17 protein-coding genes are annotated in these 23,523 nt (G+C 71.3%); 10 read left to right on the top strand and 7 right to left on the bottom strand.

Going from position 1 to position 23,523, the window contains the following annotated elements:
- The first annotated feature begins 10 nt into the window (after positions 1-10).
- The 7 genes from F4562_RS03040 (at position 11) to F4562_RS03010 (ending at position 6,591) form a co-directional block, all read left to right on the top strand.
- Positions 11-1,561 (top strand): phenylacetate--CoA ligase family protein, encoded by a 1,551-nt coding sequence (locus F4562_RS03040; RefSeq protein ID WP_184540704.1) that lies wholly within the window; start codon positions 11-13, stop codon positions 1,559-1,561.
- A complete protein-coding gene (locus tag F4562_RS03035; protein WP_184540703.1) occupies positions 1,558-2,037 on the top strand; it encodes a DUF4188 domain-containing protein in 480 nt (159 codons plus the stop codon). Before F4562_RS03040 ends, F4562_RS03035 begins: the two co-directional genes overlap by 4 nt.
- Positions 2,034-3,143: a hypothetical protein gene (locus F4562_RS03030; protein WP_184540702.1), complete on the top strand. Its 1,110-nt coding sequence runs from the start codon at positions 2,034-2,036 to the stop codon at positions 3,141-3,143. The genes F4562_RS03035 and F4562_RS03030 overlap by 4 nt, the downstream gene beginning before the upstream one ends.
- Entirely contained in the window at positions 3,140-4,084 is a 945-nt protein-coding gene (locus F4562_RS03025) for a nitroreductase family protein (RefSeq protein WP_184540701.1), read from the top strand. Before F4562_RS03030 ends, F4562_RS03025 begins: the two co-directional genes overlap by 4 nt.
- 190 nt (positions 4,085-4,274) lie before the next feature.
- A complete protein-coding gene (locus F4562_RS03020) occupies positions 4,275-4,697 on the top strand; it encodes a hypothetical protein (RefSeq protein ID WP_184540700.1) in 423 nt (140 codons plus the stop codon).
- A 327-nt stretch (positions 4,698-5,024) separates the two neighbouring features.
- Complete coding sequence (locus tag F4562_RS03015) at positions 5,025-5,900, top strand: SMP-30/gluconolactonase/LRE family protein (RefSeq protein ID WP_184540699.1); 876 nt, start codon at positions 5,025-5,027, stop codon at positions 5,898-5,900.
- Positions 5,901-6,021: 121 nt separating this feature from the next.
- Positions 6,022-6,591, top strand: coding sequence for a hypothetical protein (locus F4562_RS03010; protein WP_184540698.1), 570 nt, complete (start codon positions 6,022-6,024; stop codon positions 6,589-6,591).
- Between the two features lie 132 nt (positions 6,592-6,723).
- Here F4562_RS03010 and F4562_RS03005 read toward each other — a convergent pair whose 3' ends face one another.
- Genes F4562_RS03005 through lanL form a run of 3 tightly spaced genes read right to left on the bottom strand, consistent with a single transcriptional unit; the run spans position 6,724 to position 12,469 of the window.
- Complete coding sequence (locus F4562_RS03005; RefSeq protein ID WP_184540697.1) at positions 6,724-7,770, bottom strand: radical SAM protein; 1,047 nt, start codon at positions 7,768-7,770, stop codon at positions 6,724-6,726.
- The gene (locus F4562_RS03000) at positions 7,767-9,656 is read right to left on the bottom strand and encodes a S9 family peptidase (RefSeq protein ID WP_184540696.1); all 1,890 of its coding nucleotides are present in this window, start codon (positions 9,654-9,656) and stop codon (positions 7,767-7,769) included. Before F4562_RS03000 ends, F4562_RS03005 begins: the two co-directional genes overlap by 4 nt.
- Positions 9,653-12,469 carry a class IV lanthionine synthetase LanL gene (gene lanL / locus F4562_RS02995; RefSeq protein ID WP_184540695.1) on the bottom strand — a complete coding sequence of 939 codons (2,817 nt, stop codon included), beginning with the start codon at positions 12,467-12,469 and terminating at the stop codon, positions 9,653-9,655. The genes F4562_RS03000 and lanL overlap by 4 nt, the downstream gene beginning before the upstream one ends.
- Positions 12,470-12,948: 479 nt before the next feature.
- Between lanL and F4562_RS34065 the strand changes: the two genes are divergently transcribed.
- Positions 12,949-13,071, top strand: coding sequence for an ALQxL family class IV lanthipeptide (locus F4562_RS34065; protein ID WP_221206617.1), 123 nt, complete (start codon positions 12,949-12,951; stop codon positions 13,069-13,071).
- 331 nt (positions 13,072-13,402) lie between these two features.
- Here the strand turns inward: F4562_RS34065 and F4562_RS02990 are convergent, their stop codons facing one another.
- Positions 13,403-14,218 carry an SAM-dependent methyltransferase gene (locus tag F4562_RS02990; protein WP_311733924.1) on the bottom strand — a complete coding sequence of 272 codons (816 nt, stop codon included), beginning with the start codon at positions 14,216-14,218 and terminating at the stop codon, positions 13,403-13,405.
- Between the two features lie 308 nt (positions 14,219-14,526).
- On the opposite strand from F4562_RS02990, the gene F4562_RS02985 reads away from it, so the two are divergent.
- Positions 14,527-15,357: a Sco1979 family transcriptional regulator gene (locus tag F4562_RS02985; protein WP_512700820.1), complete on the top strand. Its 831-nt coding sequence runs from the start codon at positions 14,527-14,529 to the stop codon at positions 15,355-15,357.
- 423 nt (positions 15,358-15,780) lie between these two features.
- Positions 15,781-16,941: a DUF3103 family protein gene (locus F4562_RS02980; RefSeq protein WP_184540693.1), complete on the top strand. Its 1,161-nt coding sequence runs from the start codon at positions 15,781-15,783 to the stop codon at positions 16,939-16,941.
- A gap of 67 nt (positions 16,942-17,008) precedes the next feature.
- Here F4562_RS02980 and F4562_RS02975 read toward each other — a convergent pair whose 3' ends face one another.
- The 3 genes from F4562_RS02975 to F4562_RS02965 all read right to left on the bottom strand — a co-directional run bounded on the left by F4562_RS02975 (position 17,009) and on the right by F4562_RS02965 (position 23,266).
- Positions 17,009-20,323, bottom strand: coding sequence for an ATP-binding protein (locus F4562_RS02975; RefSeq protein ID WP_184540692.1), 3,315 nt, complete (start codon positions 20,321-20,323; stop codon positions 17,009-17,011).
- Positions 20,324-20,741: 418 nt separating this feature from the next.
- Positions 20,742-21,896, bottom strand: a complete 1,155-nt coding sequence (locus tag F4562_RS02970; RefSeq protein WP_184540691.1) for an ARPP-2 domain-containing protein — start codon at positions 21,894-21,896, stop codon at positions 20,742-20,744.
- A complete protein-coding gene (locus F4562_RS02965; RefSeq protein ID WP_311733923.1) occupies positions 21,893-23,266 on the bottom strand; it encodes a hypothetical protein in 1,374 nt (457 codons plus the stop codon). The genes F4562_RS02970 and F4562_RS02965 overlap by 4 nt, the downstream gene beginning before the upstream one ends.
- Positions 23,267-23,523: the final 257 nt, after the last annotated feature.

Here is a 23,523-nt window from a genome sequence, read left to right as displayed (position 1 = left end):
GTCCCGCGTCATGATCCCCTTGAAGCCTCGGCTGGGCCTGCTCACTCCCCGGGAGCGCTGGCGCAGGGTACGGCTCCAGGCGTACTCCTGGTTGCTCACCGGTGCCTACCAGGCCGGATCTCTGCATCCGGCGGTCTGGCGGTTCGTGGCCCGTTCCTACCATCCGCTCCTCGACCGCCTCGCCGCCCGGCACGCCCAGGTGGCGTGTCAGTTCGCCGCCGTGGACGTGCCCGCCTACCGGGACTTCCTCCTCGAGCGCGGCGCCGAGCACGCGCGCCGCCTGCGGGACTTCCCCGAGACGGACAAGCACAACTACGCGAGCGTCTACGACGAGGAGAGTCGCTGCCAGGAGGGGCGGCTGCACCGTCCGGGTGTGATCGTCGACGAGTCGTCCGGGTCGAGCGGCAAGCCGTACAACTGGGTCAGGGGGCCCCGCGAACTCAGGAACATCCACCGCAACGCCGCCGGCTACATAGAACTGGTCTTCCCCGGCGAGCGGCTCTTCGTCGTCAACGCCTACTCGATGGGTGCCTGGGCCACCGGCACGACCACCGGTAACGCGATGGCCCGTATCGCCATGGTCAAGAACACCGGCCCCGACCTGGACAAGATCGTCGATACGCTGACGCACTTCGGACCCGGATACGACTACGTCGTCGCCGCCTACCCGCCGTTCCTCAAGCATCTGCGCGACCGGCTGGACGAGATCGGCTTCCCGTGGGAGAAGTATCGGCTGCGCGGCCTGGTCGGCGGGGAGGGCATGACCGAGGCGCTCCGCGACTACCTGGAACAGCGCTTCGAGGAGATCCGCTCCGGATACGGCGCGAGCGACCTGACGATCGGCATGGGCGCCGAGACCGGGTTCACGGTCTGGCTGCGCAAGCGTCTGGCGACCGACGAGCGGCTCCGGCGTGAGCTGCTCGGCGAGAACGAGCAGCGACTGCCGATGATCTTCCACTACAACCCGCTGGAGACCTTCCTGGAGGTCAACGACCGCGGCGAACTGCTGTGCACGATCAACACCAAGAGCTGTCTGCAGCCCAAGCTGCGCTACAACATCGGCGACGAGGCGCGGCTGCACTCGCTGTCCACCGTCAGGCGCCTTCTCGGCCCGGAGCTGTACCGCGAGGCCGTGACGGACGAGCGGATGAACCTGCCGTTGTTGTTCCTGTTCGGGCGCAAGGACAGCACGATCTCCTACATGGGGGCCAACCTCTACCCGCAGGACGTGGAGTACGGCCTCTACGAGGGCAACCCGCACGCCGCCCGGATCGGCCGCTTCTGCCTGTCGCTGGAGGAGCTGCCCGGTCTGGAGTACCGTCCCGTGGTCAACATCGAACTGCGTTCCGCCGATCTCAGCGAGACCGAGCGGGACGAACTCGCCGCGGCCTGCCGCCGCGGGGTGCTAGGCCACCTGGCCGGGGTCTCGCGTGACTTCGCCGAGTCGCTCAGGGAGGATCCCACCGCCGCCGACCTGCGGGTGCGGGTGTTCCCTCCGGGGGAGGGGCCGTTCGCCGGTCCGGCCACGATGAAGAACGTCTACCTGGTGAAGGACGCATGAGGACCACCGACTTCAGCAAGGCCCCGCCGCAGGGGCAGGCTACCGCCATGTTCGTCGGGGCGACCCGCTACCGGGGGCCCCTGTCGATCGTCACACTGACCTTCACCTGGTTCCGCATGGTCCGCGACATGAAACGCATGCGCGGATACTGCTGGCACACGATCTACTGGGAGTTCCCCTTCACCCTCGGCACGCTCGCCTTCTTCACCGACCGCGACGCGCTGCTGCGCTTCGCCCGCAGCCGGCACCACCGCAAGCTCATGCGCTGGGTGACCGACGGCACGAGGAACGCCACCGGCGGCTACATCCGCCTGTACAACGCCGAGCCCGGCGGCTACACCAACGGGGTGTGGCGGGCCGAGGGTGACGGCATGGCGCACATCCGGACCTTCACCCCGCTGTCCACCGAGGACGAGGGCCCCGCCGTCGTCCGCTCTGCGGCCGGAGCCACCCGCGAGGGGGACCCCGGCGCATGAGGCGTACTCCCGCGTCCGGTGCCCCTCTGCGGCTCGACCCCGTCGTCTCCCGGCGTGACCTGCGCGACTTCCTGGCCCTGACCGACCGGGTCTACGGCGCCGACCCGCGGTTCGTACCGCCGCTGCGACAGCAGGTCCGCGCCTGGCACGCGGACGGGGTGCGGCTTCACGTGCTGCGCCGCGGTGACGAGGTCGTCGGCCGCACCACACTGCACGAGGACGCGGCCCTCGACGCCAAGCTGGGACGCCCCCTGCAACTGTTCGGGCTGACCGAGTTCGTCGACGAACCGGAAGTGAGCCGGGCGTTGTTCGACGCGATCTGCGAGGCCGGGCGCTCGGCGGGGAAGAAGAGCGCGTTCGGACCGGTGTCGCTGTTGCCGAACCAGTCCGGCGGCGTCATCACCTCCGGCTTCGACGAGCGCGGCTTCATCGACAGCGCGTGGAACCACCCCCACTACCCGGCCGCCTACGAGCGGCACGGCTTCACCCGCCGCTTCGAGTCCGACACCTGGATCTGCCCGATCCCCGGCGGGCAGGTCTTCGACTTCCCCGCCGAGCGCATCGCCGCCGAGGACCTGCGGATCCACCGGGGCGACCGGCGCCGGATCGGCGAGCAGCTGCCGATCCTGCGGGAGATGCTCAACGCCGGCTTCGCCGCCCTGGGGTACTACACCGAGATCTCCGCCGGGCAGCTCGCCCGGCAGACCGAGGGACTGGCCCACCTGTTGGACGAGTCGCTGCTGCTGTACCTCACCAAGGCGGGCAGGCCGATCGCGTTCGTCCTCTGCCTGCCCGACATCTCCGAGTTCGTGACACGGGTCGGCGGCGACCTCAACCTGTTCAACCAGCTGCGGCTGCTGGCCACCCGGTCCCGCCACCGCCGCGAGGCCGTCCTCGTCGTCAAGGGCACCGTCCCCGGCGAACAGGGCCGCGGCTACATGCGCCTGCTCTCGGGCGAGTTGCTGAAGGGCCTGCGGGAGGGCGGCTACCGGGCATTGCGCAGCACGTACGTCGAACGGTCCAACCCCGGATCCGCGGCGCAGTACGTCGCCATGGGCGGCCGGCCGCTGCACGGGTACACCTTCTACGAGAGGGACCTCCGGTGAGATCGTTGTCGGCTCTCGAATCCGACTTCTGGCGTGCCCCGAGCGCGCACAACACCCAGCCCTGGGTGCTGCGTTACTCCGACGACGCCGTCGAGGTCGGCTGGGATCCGGGCCGGGTGCTCCCGGAGGGAGACCCCACCGGGCGTGACCTGCGGCTCAGCCTGGGAGCCTTCGTCGAGTGCTGCCTGGTCGTGTGCGCGGGCGCCGGGCTGCGCGTCGGCTTCCGGGTGGAGGAGGGGCCGCACCGGGTCGGCGTGCTGCACCGCGCCGGGGAGCCGTACGACACGCCCTTCACCGTCGAGGACGTGCGCCGCCGCGCGTCCGCCCGGGGCGGGTACCGGCCGGGGCGGCTCGACGCCCGCCTGGTCGAGGAACTGGCGGGCTACGGCGGTGAGCTCCGGCGGGTGCCGTGCCGGGAGCTGACCGGGCTGCTCCGCGAGGCCGACCGCGACCTGTTCGGCGACGCCCCCGTCACCGCCGAGTTGCGCCACTGGCTCCGGCTCGCCCCGAGCCACCCCCGCTACCGCCTGGACGGCCTCACCGACAGGGCACTGGCGCTGAGCCGGGCCGAGGCCCTCGGCCTGCGCGCGGCGCTGAGCCTGCTCGCCCACCCCCTGCCGCGCCGCGCCGGGCTGCCGCGGGCGCTGGCCGCGGCCTCCCGCGGCCTGCTCGATCACGATGGCGACGTGCTCGTCCTGGTGGCGCCAAAGGACTGCGGCCCCGCGGGACAGGTCACGATGGGGCGGGTCCTGATGCGGCAGTGGCTCGCCCTGTCGCGGCACGGTCACGCGACCCACCCGCTCAGCCAGATCATCGACCGTGCCGGCACCCGCGCCGCCCTGGCCCGTCTCCTCGGGGTGGACGACCCGGCGCGGCTGATGAACGTCGCCAGGGTCGGCCGCCCGGCCGGTCCCCCCACCCGCTCCGCGCGCCTTCGCTGACCGGCCGCCCGCGACCCGGGGGAACACGAGGGGGCGGCAAGGAGCGGCGGCCGAGGCGGGGAGAGAACGGACCGGGGAACCCGCCGGGGGAGTGGGGCCGGATCCGCCAGAGGACTACAACCGACTTCCAAGCGCGTGAACCTACCTTTCAAACCGGAAGGCAATTCACGCACCCCTCTGGAGACCTCTCATGCGCACCGGCATCCGCATCCTGCTGAGCACGGCCGCCGCCGCGGCCCTCACCCTCGCCGGCTCCGCGGCGGCCTCGGCCGAGTCGGCCTCCACCGTGTGGAAATGGGGCTCGATCCACTCCTCCGACCACGGAGCCCGCGCGAACGGCAAGGTGGTCGCCGCCCAGTCGGGCCTGGAGGTCCGTGGAACGCTCTACGACAACGCCCGCTCCGGCTGCGGGTGGGTGCTGCTGCACTACCAGAGCTCCACCAACGGCAAGTGGCGGGCGGCGAACTACTGGAACTGCGCCAACGGGCCGGGAACGTTCCGCGAGAAGGTCGGCGGCGTGCTGCAGATCAAGGCGAAGGTCTGCCGGGGCACGTCCAAGCGGCCGACGGGGCGGTGCTCCGGCTGGCGCACCATCTACACCCAGGGCGGCTGACGTCCTGCCCCGTGCCCCGTGCCCCGTGCCCTGTGACGCCGCCGGCGACCGGGGCCGTCCGCGGCACCCACCGCCCCGGTGCCGTGCCGCGTGCCGCCGGGATGCGCATGCGGGGAGATGCGACGCCGGAATGTGTGCCACCGGGATGTGCGCCGCCGCCCCCGTGACGCGGAGCGGCGGCCGTGGCGGTACGGTTGCTCGCCGCGGGCGTCGTCGGCCCGGTGCCCCTCCCGGCACGGGCCGCCCCGCCGGGGAAGGCCCGGGTTCGCCCGGCACCCATGCCGTCGCGACGGCCGCGGCCCGTGCCCGCGGCCAGGAGGAGGTCTGATGGTCAGCTCGTTCGATGCGGAGCCGGTGCTGCGAATCCGCGCGGACATCGGGGAGGGACCCGCCTGGGACGCCGTGCGCGGGCGGCTCGTCTGGGTCGACATCACCGCGTGCGCCGTACACGTCCTCGACCCGGCCACGGGTGCCGACCAGGCCGTCGACGTGGGTGTCCACGTCGGCGCGGCGGTCCCCACCGGCGACGGTGAGCTGCTGCTGGCGGTACGGGACGGCATCGCCCGGCTGACGGCGGAGGGGACCGTCCGCATGGTCGCCGAGGTCGAGGCCGACGTGCCCGGCAACCGCATGAACGACGCCAAGTGCGATCCGGCGGGCCGGCTGTGGGCGGGCACCATGCCGTACGACTCCACCCCGGGTGTCGCGGCCCTCTACCGGTACGACGGCGCGTCCGTGGTCAGGGTCCTCGACGGGGTGAGCCTGTCCAACGGGCTCGGCTGGAGCCCCGACGGCACGGTCATGTACTACATCGACAGCCGCACCCAGCGGGTCGACGCCTACTCCTACGACGCCGCCACCGGCGACATCCGGGACCGTCGCACCGTCGTCGAGATCGACCGCGCCGACGGGACGCCCGACGGCATGACCGTCGACGACGACGGGTGCCTGTGGATCGGGCTGTGGGGCGGGGGCCGGGTCCGCCGCTACACGCCGGACGGCGTCCCCGACCGCGAGGTGCGGCTGCCGGTGACCCAGGTGACCAGCTGCGCCTTCGGCGGGCCGCGCGGGGACGTCCTCTACATCACCAGCGCCGCCCGCGGGCTCGATCCCGCCGCGCTCGGCGAGCAGCCGCTGGCCGGTTCGGTCTTCGCCGTCGAGCCGGGCGTCACCGGCCGCCCCGCGGTTCCCTTCTCCGGGTGACCCCGGCGGGCCGCGCCGCCCGCCGTCCTCGTAACACACGATCCGGGCCCTGCCCGGGGGCGGCTGAAGCCCGCCCCCGGGCAGGGCCCGGATGTCTGATAACGCGATGAAGGAGATCCCCATGAGTGACCCGTGCTTCCCCGTTCCCGAGTTGAACCTGCTCAAGGAACTGCAGGATCGGTTCCCGAAGGAGCACTACGCGGGCTGGTTCGAGCTGTTCGACCACGTCGACACCAAATATGTCAGCGGCCTCGGCCATCCGGAGTTCGCCGAGCGGCTCCTCCCCTTCGCCTACGCCACCAGCTCCGGTTCGTTCTACTGCCTGTGGCGGTGCGACGACCGGGAGGACCTGGCCACCCTGCCGGTCATCTTCTGCGGGGACGAGGGCGAGCTCTTCATCGAGGCGTCCAGCCTGTATGAGCTGTTCCGGCTGCTCGCCCTCGACCACGCGCACTTCGACGACAGCGTCAACCCCGACAACGAGGACGAGTGCACCGGAGGCCACCGGGAATACCTCGCGTGGCTGCGGGACAACTTCGGGCTGGCGGCGCCCCGGAGCGCGGCCGAGATCCACGAGGCGGCCTTCGCGCAGTACGGCCGGCCCTTCGCCGAATGGTGGATGCGGCTCTCCTCGGACTACTCCGAATCCGTCGAGGACATGCTCGAGGAACTGTCCGACCGGTGGAGCTGATGCCGCCCTGAAACGCGTACGCGGTTCATCGCCACCGATCATCCTTGACGGGTCCGCCGGCGGCTCCCCGCGCGCTGTGGAGTGGCGGTGTCGACGTCGACGCGTACCCGGGCCCCTACGGACCGGGGCGGTTCAGGAGAGCCCCGAAGCGGGCCAGGGCGGGCGGCGGCCGATCCGCGCAAGCACCTCACGGGAGCCGAATCGGCGGTCGATGCGCCGGACCGCCTCGGCCCAGTCCGCCAGCGAACGCACCCGCGACACCGCTTCGACCACGAAGGGATCGCGCCACCGCTCGGTGGCACGTCGCCACAGGACGGCGGGGTCATCGGTCAGGAGATTGCCCACGCACCCTTCGTAGACGGGCATCGCGCGCACCTCGCCGTCCGGCTCCACCTGCATCAGGGAGAAGCCGAAACGCTCGATGTGGTCCGGGTGCATCAGAAGGATGAGGTTGCTCGAGGTCGACACCGCCACCGAGGCCGGTGCGAGTGACCTGAGGCGCTCGGCGTGCTCCTGACCGGTCAGGGTGCGGAGCTCCTCGTTCGTGAGCAGTTCCGCCTCGCTGAAGCCGGGTCGGCTGGCCAGCCCAGAAGGCACCGCGGCAGCGAAATTGAGGAACCGCATCCGTGGGAACCGGGGGGCGACGGCGGTGCAGAATTCCTCTGTCTGGTGAAGGTTGCCGCGCAGGACCGAACAGTCGATGCCGAAGATCACAGGATCGCCTCCTCCGGCCGAACGCCGGGCGGACACACCGTCCAGCAGGGCGAGGGCGTTCATCGCGCGTTCGAATGAGCCGGCCCTCCCCCGTATGCGGTCGTGGACCTCGGCGTCGGCCCCGTCCACGCTGACCGTGATGCGGTGGAAGACCTGGGCCGCTTCCTCGGCGGTTTCGGGGGTGAGCGTCCATCCGCTGGTGTAGAGGCTGACCTTGATCCCCGCTCGTGCGATGTGCTCGGCGACCTCGTAGATCCCTTCGATCACCAGGGGCTCACCGCCCGCGAACTCCACCGTCTCCGGGCCGAGCGAGATGACCGCGTCGGCGACCCGCAGCATCTCGCCGTGGGACAACTGCCGGGTCGGCCGCCTGCCCGACTCGGAGTAGCAGTGGACACAGCGCAGGGGGCAGGCGTAGGTGAGGTCCCAGATGACATCGGTGGGCCGGCTGACGGAGACGCTCATGAGGACTCCTTGTCCCTTATGGATGGTCGGGGGGAATGCCGGGCGCCCGATCCCTCGTCCATCCGCTGTTCTTCGCCGGGGGACGCCGCGCGGAAGAACCCGAGCACGCGCAGCGCGACGGCGTGTCCGCCGCCGTCGGACAGCGGGTCGTGGCCCGCTCCGGAAACCTCGAGATAGGTCGTGGGCGTGCCGTGGACGTGACGGGTCTGGAGCAGCCGGTCGTGCAGGCGACGGGAATGGCTGACCGGGATGATCGGATCCCGTTCACCGTGCACGATGAGGAGCGGCAGCCGGATGCGTCCGGCCAGCCGGAGCAGGTCACGTGGACCGAGGTCGTCGTTCCGGATCTCCTCGCGACCGCCGAGCCGGTCTATCAGATTGCGGACCGGTCCCGGCCCGTCCTCGTAGAGCAGCGTCCCTGACAGGAACGGCGCGACGACCGCGGCACGGTCCCACAGGTCCGGCTCCGCGGCCGCGGCCAGCAACGCCAGGTACGCGCCGTAGCTCGCCCCGTAGAGCATGGGCCGAGGCCGGTCCGGGCCGCGCTCGGCGACCAGAGAACGGCCCAGGTGCAGGACGTCGGCCAGGTCGGGACCGCCCCAGGCGCCGTGGACGGCGTCGCGGTGGGTCGCGCCGTATCCGGTGCTTCCCCGCTGGTTGGGGGCCACCACCGCGATGTCCTCGGAGGCGAGGCGCTGGAACAACGGGTCGAATCCGAGCCGCCAGGCGGCCTCGGGGCCCCCGTGAAGCGCCACCACCAGGTGCCGGCTGCCGACCGGGTCGCCGTACACGACGGCCTCCGTGGTCCCCACCGGGGCGGGGTACTGCCGCGTCCGGGCGGCGGTCCACCGGAACCGGCGCCCGTCGCGGGGGACGAGGAGACGTGGCCGGGACGGTTCCAGAACGGTGATCACGCCCGTCGGACGGTCCGGCGTGCTGTGGATCAGTCGCAGGCCGCCGCCGGACCAGTGGGCGGTCGGATACAACTCGCCGGGGGGCAGCGCGATCTCGCTCGCCTCGTCCGCCACCAGGTCGTGGACCAGCAGGTGGGAACGGGCACGCCGGGTGACCGACAGGGCCAGGAACCGTCCGGTGGGATCCAGCGCCAGCGGGACGACGATGCCCTCGGTCTCGTTGAGCCGATCGGGGAAGACCGTCGGCCCTCGGTCGCCGGGACGGCGGACGCCGAGCCGGTGGACGCCGCCCTGCCGCGCGGCGGTGAGAAGCACTCCGCCGTGTGGCGCGGCCAGCAGCAGGTGTTCGCCGCCGGGCAAGCCGAGGGCGGTCATGTCGCCGTGCGGCAGATCCAGGACCATGGTGCCGGTTCCGGGTTCAGTGGAGACCAGCGCGAGCCTGTCACCGCTCTCATCGAGCCAGACCCCTCCGCCGACCGGGTACGGCAGCCGGATGATCCGTTCCGGCGGAGCGGCCCGACCGGACAGGCGCCACACCACGGTGTTCGCGTCCCCGTCCGTCTCCAGCACCAGGGCCGGGATCCGGGCCGTGCCGGAGAAGAGCCGGAGACCGCCTCTCCGGACGCTGATCAGCTCGACTTCTTCGACGGCCTTCCCGCTGTCCGGGCGGGAGGCGAAGGTGAGCCGCGAGCCGTACGCGCCGGACCGGCACAGCAGAAGATCACCTTCATCCGTCGAGAGCGGCACGTTCGCGGTGGTCTCGCCGTCCCGGGTGCGCACCGTCCGAAGGCGAGGCGCGAGGCCGGTGAGGTCCCACAGTTCCGGGTTCATCGAGGAATCACGGCCGTCCACGGCCAGGCAGGCGGCGTACCGTCCGGCGGGGGAGAAACGGAAGTTCAGTCTGCGGACGAACGGCCGCTCCCGCGCGCCGACCGCCGTACCCGCCCGGTTCCCCGTTGCGGAGATCATCATGCCCTGCCCCCGCGGGGGGCCCGCACATCGTCGTCCGTCTCGGCCATCCACCGGCGCGGTCCGCCGTGCCGCAGCCGGTACAGGAAGTCCAGCACTCCGGCCAGCCCGGTGTTCCAGCCCATGGAGATCTCGGCGTCGTTCTCGCCCGGCACCACCAGCAGTCCGTCGCGCCGGACGGCGCGTGCCCACAGGACTGCGGCCAGTTCCTCCGCCTGCTCGTGGTAGGCGGGCTCGCCGAGCAGGTCGGCCATGTCGAGCAGGAACTGCCCGTCACCGGCGAGGCCGTGGCAGGCGGTCGTCCCCGAGTTCAGCCGGGCGTCGTGCACGGTGACCGCGGCGCCACGGGCGGCGTCCCGGAAGCGCTGTTCTCCGGTCGCCGCATACAGGCGTACGAGGTAGGTGCCGATGCCGGAGGATCCGCTGCACCAGTGCGGCAGCTTCTCCCCGTCCAGCGGGCCCGACGCCCACCAGGCGGCCTCGCCCCGGTACTCGGCCGCCGCCACCAGGGTCTCCCCGGCGAGCACGGCGGTCTCCAGACAGTCGTCACGACCGAGTTCGATCCCGGCGGCCAGCAGGTATGCCGCGATCCCGGCGACGCCGTGGGCGAAGCCGTAGTGTTCGGCACCCGCCAGCTTGGAGGCGAAATCCACAGGGATGGGCCACGTCACCGTCTCCGGAGTCTGCCTGGCCGCTTTCAGCAGGTCGTCGGCACACGCCTCCGCCAGGTCCCGCAACCGTGTGTCGCCCGAGGCGCGCCACAGGTGCAGCAGTGCCATCCCCGTCCCGGCTGTGCCATGGCAGATGTCCGGGTTCGGCCAGGCGGTCGGCAGGTTCAGCCCCGCCTCCAGGCCGGCGGCGCGCAGACCCTCATCGCCGAGCGTGCGGCCCGCCTCGTACAGGGCCACGGAGATACCGGCCCGGCCGAAGTACAGCCCCGGCGAGGGCCGGTGCTCGCGTGCCAGCTGTCGCACCGTCCAGTTCGCGGCCTTACGCAGCCCGGCCGTCAGATCGGCGCGTGTCTCCGGCGCCAGCACGTCACTGGCCTGAGCGGGACCCACCAACGTGGCCCACAGCGCGATCACCCCGGCCGAGCCGTACTGGACGGCGCACGGATCAGCCGCCAGGGCCGAAGCCGAAGGCCACAGGTGGGTGGAGGGTGCGGTGTCCGCCCCGGGTGACATGGTGCGCAGCGAGTAGGCGAGCCCGTCATGGAGCAGACGGTCCTGCTCGGCCGCCTCCAGGCGAAAGCCCCCCGCCCGGGGGGAGGAACCGATCCGCCCCGCGTCGATCCCATCGAGAAACGCCCGCACCCGCCGCAGATCCCAGCGCTGCGCGGGATCCTTCCGCATCAGGCCCAGGACCAGCGGAGAGAGCGCGGTCGCCGTCGGGTCGCCCGCGCTCGCGACCAGTGTCACCGTTTCCACCCGCTCGTCCCAGGAGCGGGACCCGGCGGGCTGATCCTTCAGGTAGGGCGGCTGGGAGGAGGTGACCGCGGACAGCATCGTCGCCCCCAGCGCGTACAGGTCGGCTTCCACCCCGAGCGCGGGACCGTACCGCGCTGAGTCCGTCTGTTCGGGCGGCGCGAAGCCGGGAGTGTGGGCGTGGGAGACCGGAGTGCCGGGTACGGCGGCCATCTCCAGGTCGATCAGACGGCAGTCGCCGCCGGCGGTCACCATGACGTTGCCGGGCGTCAGGTCCCGCAGCACGTAGCCCCGTCCGTGGACGGTGGCGACCAGTTCGGTCAGGCGCCGCAGGACGGACAGCACGGTGTCCGGCCGATCGCGGGCCGGCCGCCCACCGTGGGCGCCGTTCGACCACACGTTCAGCACGGTGCCCTCGACGCGCTCCTGTGCCAGGAACAGGTTGTCGTCCTGCTCGAAGAGCAGCACCTTGCGTGTCGTGACACCCAGCGGTCCGAACAGGTCGAGCATGCGCGCCTCGTGGCGCATCTGGTCACGTTCGTCGCGGCCGTCGAGCCAGGCGCCCAGATGCGGGCGTGCCCGCTTGATCACCACCTGGGCGCCGGTCGTGCGATCCTCCGCCAGGAACACCCCGCCCCTGGCGCCGTGCCGGATCGCCTCGCGCACGACGAATCGGCCGGCCAGCAGGACCGCCTCTGGCGCGGTGGTCCTGACCGGGGCACGACCTGAGTCGAACGGGCAGCTCGCCCATGCCGGCGGGGAGTACCATGCTTTGCGCTCGTCGGTCTCATGGGTGCCGTCGGGTGCGACGAGCCGTGAGGCGTAGTAGCCGTCATTGTCGAGCACGCCCGGGACGGAGAACACCCCGAAGCGGTAGTGCACCAGACCGCCCGGCCGGTAGGCCCGGTCAGAGAGGATCGGCGGGCCCGGCAGGCCGTAGGTGGCCCTGTACAGCGCTTCCGCGATCTCCACGGCCGCCTCGTCGTCCGGTGGGTACACCGTGATGAACTTGCCCACCGAGCCGCGGTTCTGGTTGCGTCCCACGAGCCGGGCCAGCTCGTCCACCGTGGTGGCGTACTTGAACGGGCAGCGACGATGCCCCAGTACCCGTACCGCGCGCGCCAGCACCAGCGGTGCCGACAGCGGCGTGGCCGATATGTGGAGCTTCCAGCCCTGCGCCCGCGTGGCCGGTCCGGCCGGAGTCGCGTACGTCCACGGCGAACCGACCGTGAGCCTCCATCCCGGGACGCCCTCGGTCTGTGTGCTGTCAACGGCCAGGTGCGTGCCGCCCGTCTCGTTCGTCACGCGGCGCAACGTCGTCCGGGCGATGTCCGCCAGGACGTGACGATCCACGTGGGAGATGTCGTCCATGGCCGCAGCGAGCTCACTCACAACGCCGAGTCCCCTTCGTCCTCATCTGACATGTGCCGATGGCGAGCCATGCGTCTCATGTGGCTGCCCGGATCTCGTTCATGACCGGTTCTTCCGTGTCTTCTCCGGATGCCGATCAGGCTGCCAGCGGGGACTTATGGCGTCCTTAAGGACGTTCGCCGCCTCTGGCCGTGGCAGCCACAAGCAATCGTTAAGTGCCCGGCGCGACGCTGTCCCCACACGACGAATCCGGCGTACCGGCAGGGCCGCGACGGGGACGGCACGCCGCTCGGCCTGTGACGGGATCGGATCGGCGGCACGAGGTGCCCCCGTGCCCACGGTAGGCGGGCGGCCTCCGCACGGAAGTTCCCGCCGCGCCGGTGAGGCGGCACAGGCGGGCGCCACGCCGGGGCCGGCCACACGGACTCCGCCGGACGGACCGGCGGTTACGGAGACCGCCGCAGTATCGACGGGGGTCCCGCGACGAAAGGAGAAACGCGATGGAACTCGACATCAACGCCCTGGACATGCTTCCCGGTGAGCCGGAGGACGCTCTGTTCCCGTGCGGGGGAGGCACCTGCGTCACCCTCGCCTCCCTGATCACCACGCTCACCAATCGCTGACGCCGACGGCCGGGTCGGTCTGAGTGAGCGGGTCGATCTGAGCGGACGCTCGCGGTAGGCGAGCGGTCGAAAGGCGTGTCGCCTCGGCTACGGAGTGTTCGCCGCAGGTAGGCGGCGGCCGAGGCGACACGCGGTGAACGGCTGACCTCCGGTGATCGGAGATCGGACGCTCACTCACCGATCTTCGTGCTCGACGAGGATCTCCTTCCCGTTGCCGGATCCGTATCCCTGACGGATCCGCATCCCCGCCCCTCGGTCCATGTCCTGTGGCCGGGGGGCTCGCACCCGTGGGCCGGGGCTCGTGTTCCCCGGCCGGGGTTTGCCTCCCGGATCAGGGCTTGCGCGCGACCGCGCCGTACTGGGCCACCTGCTCGGGGGCGTCACCGATGCCGACGGCCTCGGGCCGCCACCGTGAGCACGACACCAGGCCCGGCTCCAGCAGCTCCAGACCGTCGAAGAACCGGGCGATCTCCTCGCCGGTGCGCGCCACGATCGGCGGTCGCGCGTGCTCGTTCCAGAAGCGCATCGCCTCGATGTTGGCCTCACCGCCCAGTTCCACGGTGGGGTGGGTCAGCGCCAGGTAGCTGCCGGAGGGCACCGCCGCCATCAGGCGGCGCACCACCGACTGCGCCTCGGCCACATCGAGGACGAAGTTCATGATGCCCAGCAGCATGACCGCCACCGGCCGGGTGAAGTCCAGCGTCTTCGCCGCGGCCCGCAGGATCGCCTCCGGGTCGCGGGCGTCGGCGTCGATGTAGTCGGTGACCCCCTCGGGCGTGCCGGACAGCAGGGCACGGGCGTGCAACAGCACCAGCGGGTCGTTGTCGACGTAGACGATCCGCGACTCCGGGCGTACCCGCTGGGCGACCTCATGGGTGTTGTCCACGGTGGGCAGCCCGGTGCCGATGTCGAGGAACTGGGACACGCCCGCCTCGCCGGCCAGATGACGGACCGCGCGTCCCAGGAACGCCCGGTCGGCGCGGGCCACGTGGACGATGTTGGGGAACATCCCGAAGACGCGGTCGCCGACCTCCCGGTCGGCCGGGTAGTGGTCCTTGCCGCCCAGCCAGTAGTTCCAGACCCTGGCGTTGTGGGCGATGTGCGGGTTCAGCTCGTCGGCCTCGGCAGGGGTCTGGCCGTCGTCCACGGGTCCTCCTCGGGATCGTGCGGGCGGGTCGCCCGGCGTCACCGCGCCGGGCGGCCGGAGTGCGGTTCCCGGCGAGCCGCTGGGCGGAATCACCGGAACCTCCATGATCATGTCATCTCCCCCGTCGCGACGTCGGATTCCCGTGAAACGGGACCGGCGGGCTGCGTGCCGCCGCAGCGCATGAGAATCTTGAAGACTCTGGACAACGGCGGATCACGATACGGGGAGCGGATTTGCGCGCCATCGGGGTAACGGATGCACAGACCGGCGGCCACGGCCCGGATCATCGGCAGGCGGGGCCCACGGTGGTGCGAATGCTCGTCGGCGCTCAGCTGCGGCGTCTGCGCGAGGCCCGCAACATCTCCAGTGAGGAGGCGGGGGAGGCCATCAGGGCGTCGCCGTCCAAGATCAGCCGGTTGGAACTGGGCCGGACCGGGTTCAAACGGCGTGACGTGGCCGACCTGATGACCCTCTACGGCGTCACCGAAGACGCCGAGCGCGAGGCTCTGCTCGCCCTGGTCGAGCAGGCCAACGCGCCAGGCTGGTGGCACGCCTACGCCGACGTGGTGCCCGCCTGGTCCGACGCCTACCTCGGCCTGGAGCAGGCGGCCTCGCTGATCCGCTGCTACGACGCGCAGTTCGTCCCCGAGCTGTTGCAGACCGAGGACTACGCCCGTGCCCTGATCCGGGCCGGTCACGCGGAGGCGTCCGAGGCGGAGATCGAGCGCCGCGTCGAGCTGCGCATGGGCCGCCGGCACCTGCTGCGGCGGCCCGAGCCGGTCAGCCTGTGGGTGGTCGTCGACGAGGCCGCGCTGCGCCGCCGGGTCGGCGGGACCGAGGTCATGCGTGCCCAACTCCGGCATCTCATCGAGGCCGCCGAGTTGGGCCACGTCACCGTCCAGGTCCTGCCGTTCGCCGCGGGGGCCGGTGCGGGCGCCACGGGGTCCGCCGTCATCCTGCGCTTCCCCGAGGGAGAGCTGTCCGACATCGTCTATCTGGAGCAGCCCACCGGCGCCCTCTACCTCGACAAGCCCGCCGACGTCGAGCGGCACTGGCACATCATGAACCGGCTGGGCATGGAGGCCGAGCGGCCGGATGCGACGGTCGCTGTCCTGCGCCGTGTCCTCGCGGAGACGTGAGCCGTTCCCGCGACAGCGTGGGCCGGGCCCGGGGCGAGGTGGGCCGGGCCCGGACTGAAAGGCCCCTTGTGACCTCACAAGCCCTGCACGGCTGTAGGCGTCGGTCGCTCGGCGGGACCGGCCCGCCATTCGTCGGGGAACCGGAAGAGTGCCGGTGACGGGGCAGGTGCACCACCCGCGACAGCGGCACGGCAAAACTGGCACAGCACTATAAGTGCCTCACAAGGTCCTGGTGTGACGCTGCTTCAGCACCGGAGCCACCGCGCGGTGTGGACGTCGTTCACGCGGCCGCCGCGGTGCTGATGTTGCCCGAGCGCCGCACCGGTTCCCGTCCGACGGCGACGCGCGTCCACCGTGACGCCGTCCCGCCGGACCCACCGGTCTCCGCTCGGACCGTCTCCCCCATACGTGAGGAAGGTCCACGTGAAGAAGACCGCCACGATCGCCGCACTCGCCCTGGCCACCACCCTCGCCGGCGTCGCCGCCTCGCCCGCCGCGATGGCCGCGCCGCCCCAGCCGTCGGCGGCGGACACGTCCGCCGCCGACCGGGCGGCCGCCATGGACGGCTACAAGCGTCACCTCGCCGAAGAAGTGGCGCGCCGCCTGGGCGAGCAGCGCTTCCGGGACGCGCTCATCCGCGAGCTGACCGGCGACGGCCAGGCCGACCTGGTGGCGTTGCTCGACTCGGTGCCTGGCGCGCAGGACGTCGCCGGGTACGCGCGCAACGCCAACGACGAGATCCTCAAGCTCAAGGGCGTCCAGGCAGAGGAGTCGCTGCTGCAGATCCGGATCGACCCGAAGATGGCCAAGCGGATCTCGGCGGGCGAGACGCTGGTGATGGCCACCCCGTCGAGTGAGGAGAAGACGGTCCGCACCGTCGCCGCCTTCGACGTGAACGGCCGCAGCCAGGAACTCGACGCCGTCAAGGCCCCCAAGCGTCCGGTGCTCGTGGTCGGCCTCGACGAGCAGAAGTCCGTCGAGCTGGCACAGCGCTTCGTCCGGCAGCGCCTGACCGAGGCGGGCGTCGGCGGAGCCGACCGGACGGGCACCGAGAAGCCCCAGACCCAGCCTCAATCCCAGCAGAACGAGGCCGGCAGTCTGCGACCGGTGCAGACTCTCGAAGTCGTCCGGAACATCAACGACCACGAGCCCTGGTACAAGGGCAGCCCGGAGATCTACGCCTGGGTCACGGGCTTGGGCAGTGACGGCAAGGCGCGTGTCGACCAGGTCTGGATGCCGTACATCCAGAAGGAGAACGCCACCTACTACCCGCACCAGACCCTGATCGAGTGGAACAACTTCACGTGGACCTCGCTGGACGTGGTCTTCATGGAGCATGACGACAACACGGACCTGTCCGGGCTGGCCCGCGCCGTCGTGGAGGCGGCGCTCGCCGCCAGCGGCAACGGGCAGTACATCCCGCTGGCCGACAAGATCATCGCGGCCCTGCCCGGCGACTTGACGAAGGACGACGACGACTACGTCGACTCCTACTACAACATCAGCGCCGGCAGCAGGGGCAATGTCCCGAGCGCGTCCATTCCTCCGGGCATGGGCATCTCGCTGGAGTTCAAGTGGGTTTGAGGTAGTCCCCGGCGGCCCTGGCGTGTGCCGGGGCCGCCTTGGCGTCTTCCGGCTCGCCCGGCTCCCGTCATCTCGCCTGCGACAGCGGCCGATGCCATCCGGGTGAGGACGGGTCCGGGTTCATCGCGCGGTCTCGCCAGGCCGGCAGTCCCGCTTCTCCGGCGAGCCGTGCGAGCGTGGCCAGATGCCGTACCGCCGCGTCCCGGTCCCCGATCGCGGAGGCGAGCGAGGCGAGGAACCAGTCCACGGGGCCGAGGAAGGCGATGGCGGCGCCCACTGATATCCGCCCGCTGTAGGGCAGCAGAGCCGAATAGGTGGCCGCGCACGCCCGGATGTCACCGACCGCCGCCTGCGCGGCTCCCTGGAGACAGGTATAGGTCAGCCATGACCAGTCGCGGGGAAGCGTGGGCCACCCGTCCAGGGTCAGGTCGCGTGCCTCCTCCACCCTGTTCTGCGCGCAGAGCAGCAGGACACGCAGCGCCTGGTCACCGCCGGGGTTGACACCGGCCACCGAGTCGATCAGCGCAGCCGCCTCGGTGATGCGTCCACGCTGGTACTGCAGGAGGATGCGGCCGAGGGGGACCACCGCGTTCCGGCACCACATGCCGATCCGCTCGGTCTGCCGGTCGGCCTCGGCGTAGAGGTCCTCGGCCTCGTCGTACCGGCCCGCGAGCACGAGTCGTCCCGCATGCCACAGGGTGTGCTGGAAACGCGGCCATGGCAGGGGTGTCCGGGCCAGCATGGCGTCGCAGCGTTCGGCGGCCTCGTCCGCTCTCGCCAGATCGAACTCCTCCAACCGGCGGTGGGTCAGCATCATGCATGCGGTCAGCTCGAACTCGGGCGTCTGCGTCCTCAGGGCCAGGTCTTCCAGCTCCTCGGCGATACGCAGCACCTGCCGGGGGTAGATGGCGCTGGGTATGGAGAGGTAGCGCGCGTTGAGGAGCCGCATCAGGAGATACGGGTCCTCATACCGCCGGGCGATCTCGACCGCCTCCGCCGAATAGGTGTGACAGCGGGGGTCGTCGGTCCCGTCGTAGAGTTCCTGCGCCAGACCGCCGAGCAGCCGCGCGCGTTCGGCCCCGCTGTCGCCGGGGAGCGCGCGCAGCGCCAGCTCGAACCGGTGGACCAGCCGGAGTTCCACCGCCTCGTAGGGATTGCGGAGATTCCATATGCAGGGAGCGTTGAGCGCGGTGAGAGCCCGCGCGACCAGCATGGGACGCTCTCGCCCGTCCACGCGGCCGGCGATGCGTATCGCCTGGCCGCGCACGTGTCTGGCGGCGAGGACGTCGCCCGCTTCCAGCAGCGCGTGAACCTGGTGGAGCAGTAGTCCGACGTGATCGGCGGGGTCCCCGGCGGTGGCGCCGTGGGCCTCCACCGCGCGGGACCACCACGTGGCCGCCTCGCGGTAGGCGAGGCGGAGGCTCGCCTGTTCGGCCATCGCGGCCGCCCAGCGGGCCGCCTCCCCGTACGCCGTCGGACCGGCCTCGATGGCGTGCTGGGCGATGACCGCCACGTCGACGCCCGGCCGGGTGGCGAGGACGTTCATCGTATCTCGATGGATGATCGCCTTACGCAGGGGCGGGATCTCCTGGAGGAGGGTCTCCCGCACCAGGTCGTGCGCGAAGGCCATCCGGTTCGCCACGGTCACGACCAGCCCTGATGTGACCGCCTGGTCCAGCAGGTCGTACACGGGTCCCGGCCGTACCTCGGCCACGACGTCCGCATCGAACTCTCTGCCGATCACGGCTGCCACCTGCAGGACGTCGCTCACGTGCGGGCCGGCGGCCGCGAGCCGCTGGCGGATCAGGTGGACCACCGAGTCGGGAACCGTGTTCAGCGGGCGACCCCGGGCGAGCGCCCGGATGGTCTCCCGGACGAAGAAGGGATTGCCCGCCGTGCGGTGGGTGAGCGTGTGGGCCGTCGCCTCGTCGATCTCGGTGCCCAGGCCGGCCGCGATCTCCCGGACCGCGGCCGGGTCGAGACCGTCGAGGCGGACGCGAAGCAGGTCATGGCGGGCACACCTGTTGAGCAGGGCGTCGATGCCGGAAGGCTGCGCGCTGTCCCGGTAGGCGGTCACCAGGGTGAGCGGAACGTCCTCCCCCTCCTCGACGATGAGTGCGACCACGTCGCCGATCAGCTCCAGCGTCGCCTGGTCCGCCCAGTGCAGGTCGTCCATGATGATCACAAGTGGTCGCGTCCGGGCCGCGGCGGCGAGCCATTCGGCGATCGCCCGGTGACGCCGGAGCCGCGCTCTCTCCGTCGAGCCCTCGGGTGTCTCTTCGTCGAGAAGCCCGGCCAGGGCCCGGCGGTCGGGAGCGGGGTGGACCCGCGCCAGCGTTTTGAGAACCGTGATCCACGGTCTGAGGGGAAGGGTCCGTTCGAAATGCTGGCAGCCGCTCCAGAGCACGAGGTGATCCGACTCGGCGCACCGCTCGCGGAAGGCGTCCAGGAGCCAGGTCTTGCCGATGCCCGGTTCGCCGCTCACCGCAATGGCGTTCACGGTTCCGCGGCTGAGCACGGCCTCCATCTCGGCGAGCTGAAGGTCCCGCCCGTGTGAGGGTTTCTTCTCGGCGGTGGGGGCTCGCAGGGAGGTCGCGGCTCTTGCGGCCGATGTGACCGAGACGGGTTCGGGCGGAGGGGCGAGCGACGGGTTCTGACGGAGGATGTCCTCCTCCAACGCCCGCAGATCAGGGCCGGGATCCAGCCCGATCTGGTCGGCGATGAGCCTTCTGGCCCGGCGTAGCGCTCCCAGCGCGTCGGCCTGCCGTCCGTCGCGGTAGAGCGCGAGGGTCAGCAACCACCACAGCCGCTCTCGCAGCGGGTGCTCACCGATCTCGGTTTCCAGGTCGTGGATCACCGCTTGGGGCCGGCCGAGATCCAGCAGCGCCCGCGCCCGGCGCTCGACGGCCGCCAGGCGCAGCTCACACAGGCGGTTCACCTCGGTGACCGCCCACAGCTCGCCCGCGAACTCGCCGTACGGCAGGCCGCGCCAGAGCGCCAGCGCCTCGTCGAGGAGGGCGAGCGTCCGTAGGGAGGGACCTTGCTCCGCGTCGGACACGAGCCTGCCGAACTGCAGCGCGTCGACGTCGGTCGTGGCGAGCCGGTAGCCGGGCCGTCGCGCGACGAGGAGCCGGGGGGCTGTCCGCGGGGCTCGTCCCGGCTCCAGGGAGCGGCGCAGATTCGACACGTAGACGTGAAGCGAGGCGAGGGCGGTCGCCGGGGGCGTGCCGCGGTACAGGTCGTTGATCAGCGTGTCCGTCGAGACGACCGCGCCGGCCGCGACCACGAGCCGGGCCAGGACGGCGCGCTGCCGTGGCCCGCCGAGACCGATGGAGGCGCCGGTGTCACGCACTTCGAAGGGACCGAGAACCCGGAAATCCATGCCTTCACCCTGACCACCAGTAGATACGGTGACTGTTTCATGAATTTTGCTGGACTAATATGCCTTTTAGGCTGTTCGAGGCAAATATTGTGATGCGGGTGTTGTGATCGCCGCCGGCCGAACGAGGCGTCGTTTCCTTCTCCTCTCTGTGAGAGAAGTCTCGGGTGAACCTCTTGGGGCCGGCTTGTAAACGAATGAACATTCGGTTTTGAAAGGGATTTTCCGCGCACCGATGTCGAAAAATATCGTGCGTCCACGTGAATCCCCGGAGAGAAAGGACGCTTGGGAGGCGATCACTGCCGCTGCGTGACCGCCGGTGTCCACGCGCCGGGGTGAAGCGCGCCGGGGTGAAGCGCGCCGACCTCCCCGAGACCGATCGTCACCGCTGGGATTGTGAGCTTCCGGTCGTCCCGTTCGGTCACCGGCGGCCGTGTCGGACCCGGGCGCGGTAGCGGTCGAGGACGTCCTGGCGAAGGAGGTGACCGAAGCCCGCGGCTTCGACGCGCAGGCCGAGCTCAGGCTCGGTCACGTCGAGCGCGGCGGCGGTGTCGGCCAGGTTCCAGCCGCAGGCGGCGAGCCGGGTCAGCAGATGACCGCGCCGGACCTGGTTCTCCGACAGGCGGAACGTCTTGAGGTAGGCGAGCCGGCCGGCGCCGTCGGTGATGAGTTCGCCGATGTGGTTCTCACGCCGCCGTTCGAAGGGCGGCAGGAAGCGGGACAGGCGGTAGCCGCCCATCTCGTGGACGCGCTGATACGTGTAGTCCGCGTCCAGCAGCCCGCCGGCCATGACCTGGTCGTGGAAGGCCGCCCACTCCTCCTGCTGCCGGCGGGCCTGGACGCGCAGATCGGCGAGCGAGCGCACCGTCGCGTCCACGATGCGGGCGCGGAAATCTGGCACCGGCCCGCTGAGCATCGCGTAGTGGTAGATCAACTCGCCGTACAGGTCGTGCACGAGGGTGGCGTGCAGGGCACGGTAGTCGTCGGGGTGCGGAACCACGAACGCGGCGGCGAGCGCGTCCGCGGCGTAGACCAGGACGCCGCACTGGCCGGGGTGGATCTCGAAGACGCGGAGGGCGTCGTGCAGGCCTTCGACCGCGGCGCCCGTGTACGCCTCCTCGACGCGGGGGGAGAGGCCGCGGTTGATCGCGCGGCGCGACCATTCCTCCCACGCGATCTCCGGCCCGCCGAAGTGCAGCGCCAGGTAACCCTCGAGCGCCAGGTGCAGAGGCAGGAAGCGCAGCCGGTTCCGGCCGGCCCGGCGGGCCATGCGGCGGTGGAACCGCAGCGGCATCCGGCTTGGTGCGCGGTCGCGCTCCGCCGGCCCCCGCAGCTGGGTTCCGTACGCCGCGGCGGGGGTGCCGTCGCGCGTCCAGCTCGCCACGAACCCGTGAGGGATGTAGGAGGAGTACACGGTCCGCGGATCCACCTCCACGACGCCGAACTCGGCGTCGTGGAGCCGGGCGTCGAGCCGCAGGTCCTCGATCGGCTCCCGGCGGACCAGCGGGACGAGCCGTACACCGCCCCAGGCCTGCGCGGGCCGGGTGTGCAGCCCGGTGAGAGCGAGGTCCGTCATGCGTCCTCCCGCAGGAACTCCTCGACGCGGCGTGTCAGGTGAGCGCGCAGTTCCGGGAGCCCGGTGCGTCCCTCCGCGAACTGGGCCAGCTCCACCAGCGCGACCAGGTTCTCGGCGTCGCGGATCCCGGCGGTCGGGACGGTGGGCGCCAGCCGTCGTACGTCGAAGTCGGCGGCGTCGTACACCGGGTTGAGGTGCACGACGGCGCATGTGCGGTGCGGGTCGAGCCGGGTGCGCCAGATCCGCAGCACCTCCTCCGCGAGCCCCGGCGGTGAGTTGTCCCATCCGTCGGAGACGATGACGAGGCGCCCGGGCCGGTGTTCGAGGCCGTCGAGGATACGTTCACCGAGCGGTGTCGCCCCGTACGGATGGGTGAGCAGCGCGTCCGAGCGGCCCGACAGCCACAGCGGCGTGTACTCGCGGGCCAGCGCCTCCAGAAGGAAATGGCAGGCGAGCGCGACGGCGAGCGGACGGCGGCGCTTGTGCCCCGAGCCGTACGCGGAGAAGCTGTCGTCGAGAACGGCGACCACCGTGCCCCAGCGTCCGGCCTGGTCGCCCGCGATGCGCAGGGCGGCCGTGCGCAGCGCCGCCGTCAGCTCGGCGCGGCGGCGCACGCGGTCGTCCAGAGGGAGGGCGAGCACGTATGACGCCAACCGGGTCAGCGGCATCGTGGCCAGGTCGGCCCGTACCGCGTCGGCCCCCAGGCCGCGCGCCGACTCCTGCAGGCGCAGGCGCTCCAGCCGGGTGAGCCGGGGTGCGATGCGTTCCAGGAAGGCGGCGCGTGCGATGCGGTGCTTCGCCGCGAAGCCCTCCGCCACCGTGTAGGGCAGCTTGTACAGCGCGGCCTGCTCGTAGTGGGCCCGCCGCCAGGTCTCCAGGATCGGCGTGGTGTAGGCGGCTGGCCGGTGCGGGGTGAACAGGAACGGCCCCAGCTCTCCGCCCGGCCTCAGGTGGGCGTGGCGGACCACGTCCCTGACGGCGCCGCGGTACTTCACCGCGTCGAACGCGAGGTCGGGACGGGCGGCCAGCCAGTCCCGCATGATCGCCCTGGTGCGCCGGTTGTTGACCCTGGCGCGGCGCAGCGCGCGGAACAACCCGTACACCCGGGGCGGTGGCAGCAGGGCCAGCCGCCGGGCGATCAGACGCCCCTCGACGTGACGCCGGTCCGCCTCCGCCTCCGCCGTCGTGGCCAGCAGGTTCCGGGCGATCAGTACGGCGTTGTGGTCGTTGACGTCCAGGGCGAGGGTGGCCGCGTACAGGTCGCGGTAGTTGCCCATCAGGTATCGATGCAGGAAGTCCAGCGAGAGGCTCTGCTCGTCCGCGCCGGAGTGGAACTCCCGCTGGCCGGTGGAGGTGATCGCCGCGTTCACGAACAGCAGGACGTCGTCGGCGGCGATCAGATCCGCGTTGGTCTCGATGTGAGCCTCGATCGTCGCCTCCGGGTCGATGTGCGAGGCCGGCCGGGGAATGGGGGCACGAACTGCGAATCATCGCTTTACAGGCGGGTTCCGGAAGTCGCACCGGAGTCCCGCGGCCGGCTTCGGAAGGGTAGCACCGGCATATCCCCTTCTTCCGCCCTATTTCCCGCCACCGGGCGGGCGGCGTTCCGGTCGAGCTCGGCGACCGG

Origin of the sequence: Streptosporangium becharense (assembly GCF_014204985.1) — a bacterium.
Taxonomy (GTDB): Bacteria; Actinomycetota; Actinomycetes; order Streptosporangiales; family Streptosporangiaceae; genus Streptosporangium; species Streptosporangium becharense.
Note: the sequence above shows the minus strand (reverse complement) of the source record. Positions and strands in the feature narration are given on the sequence as shown.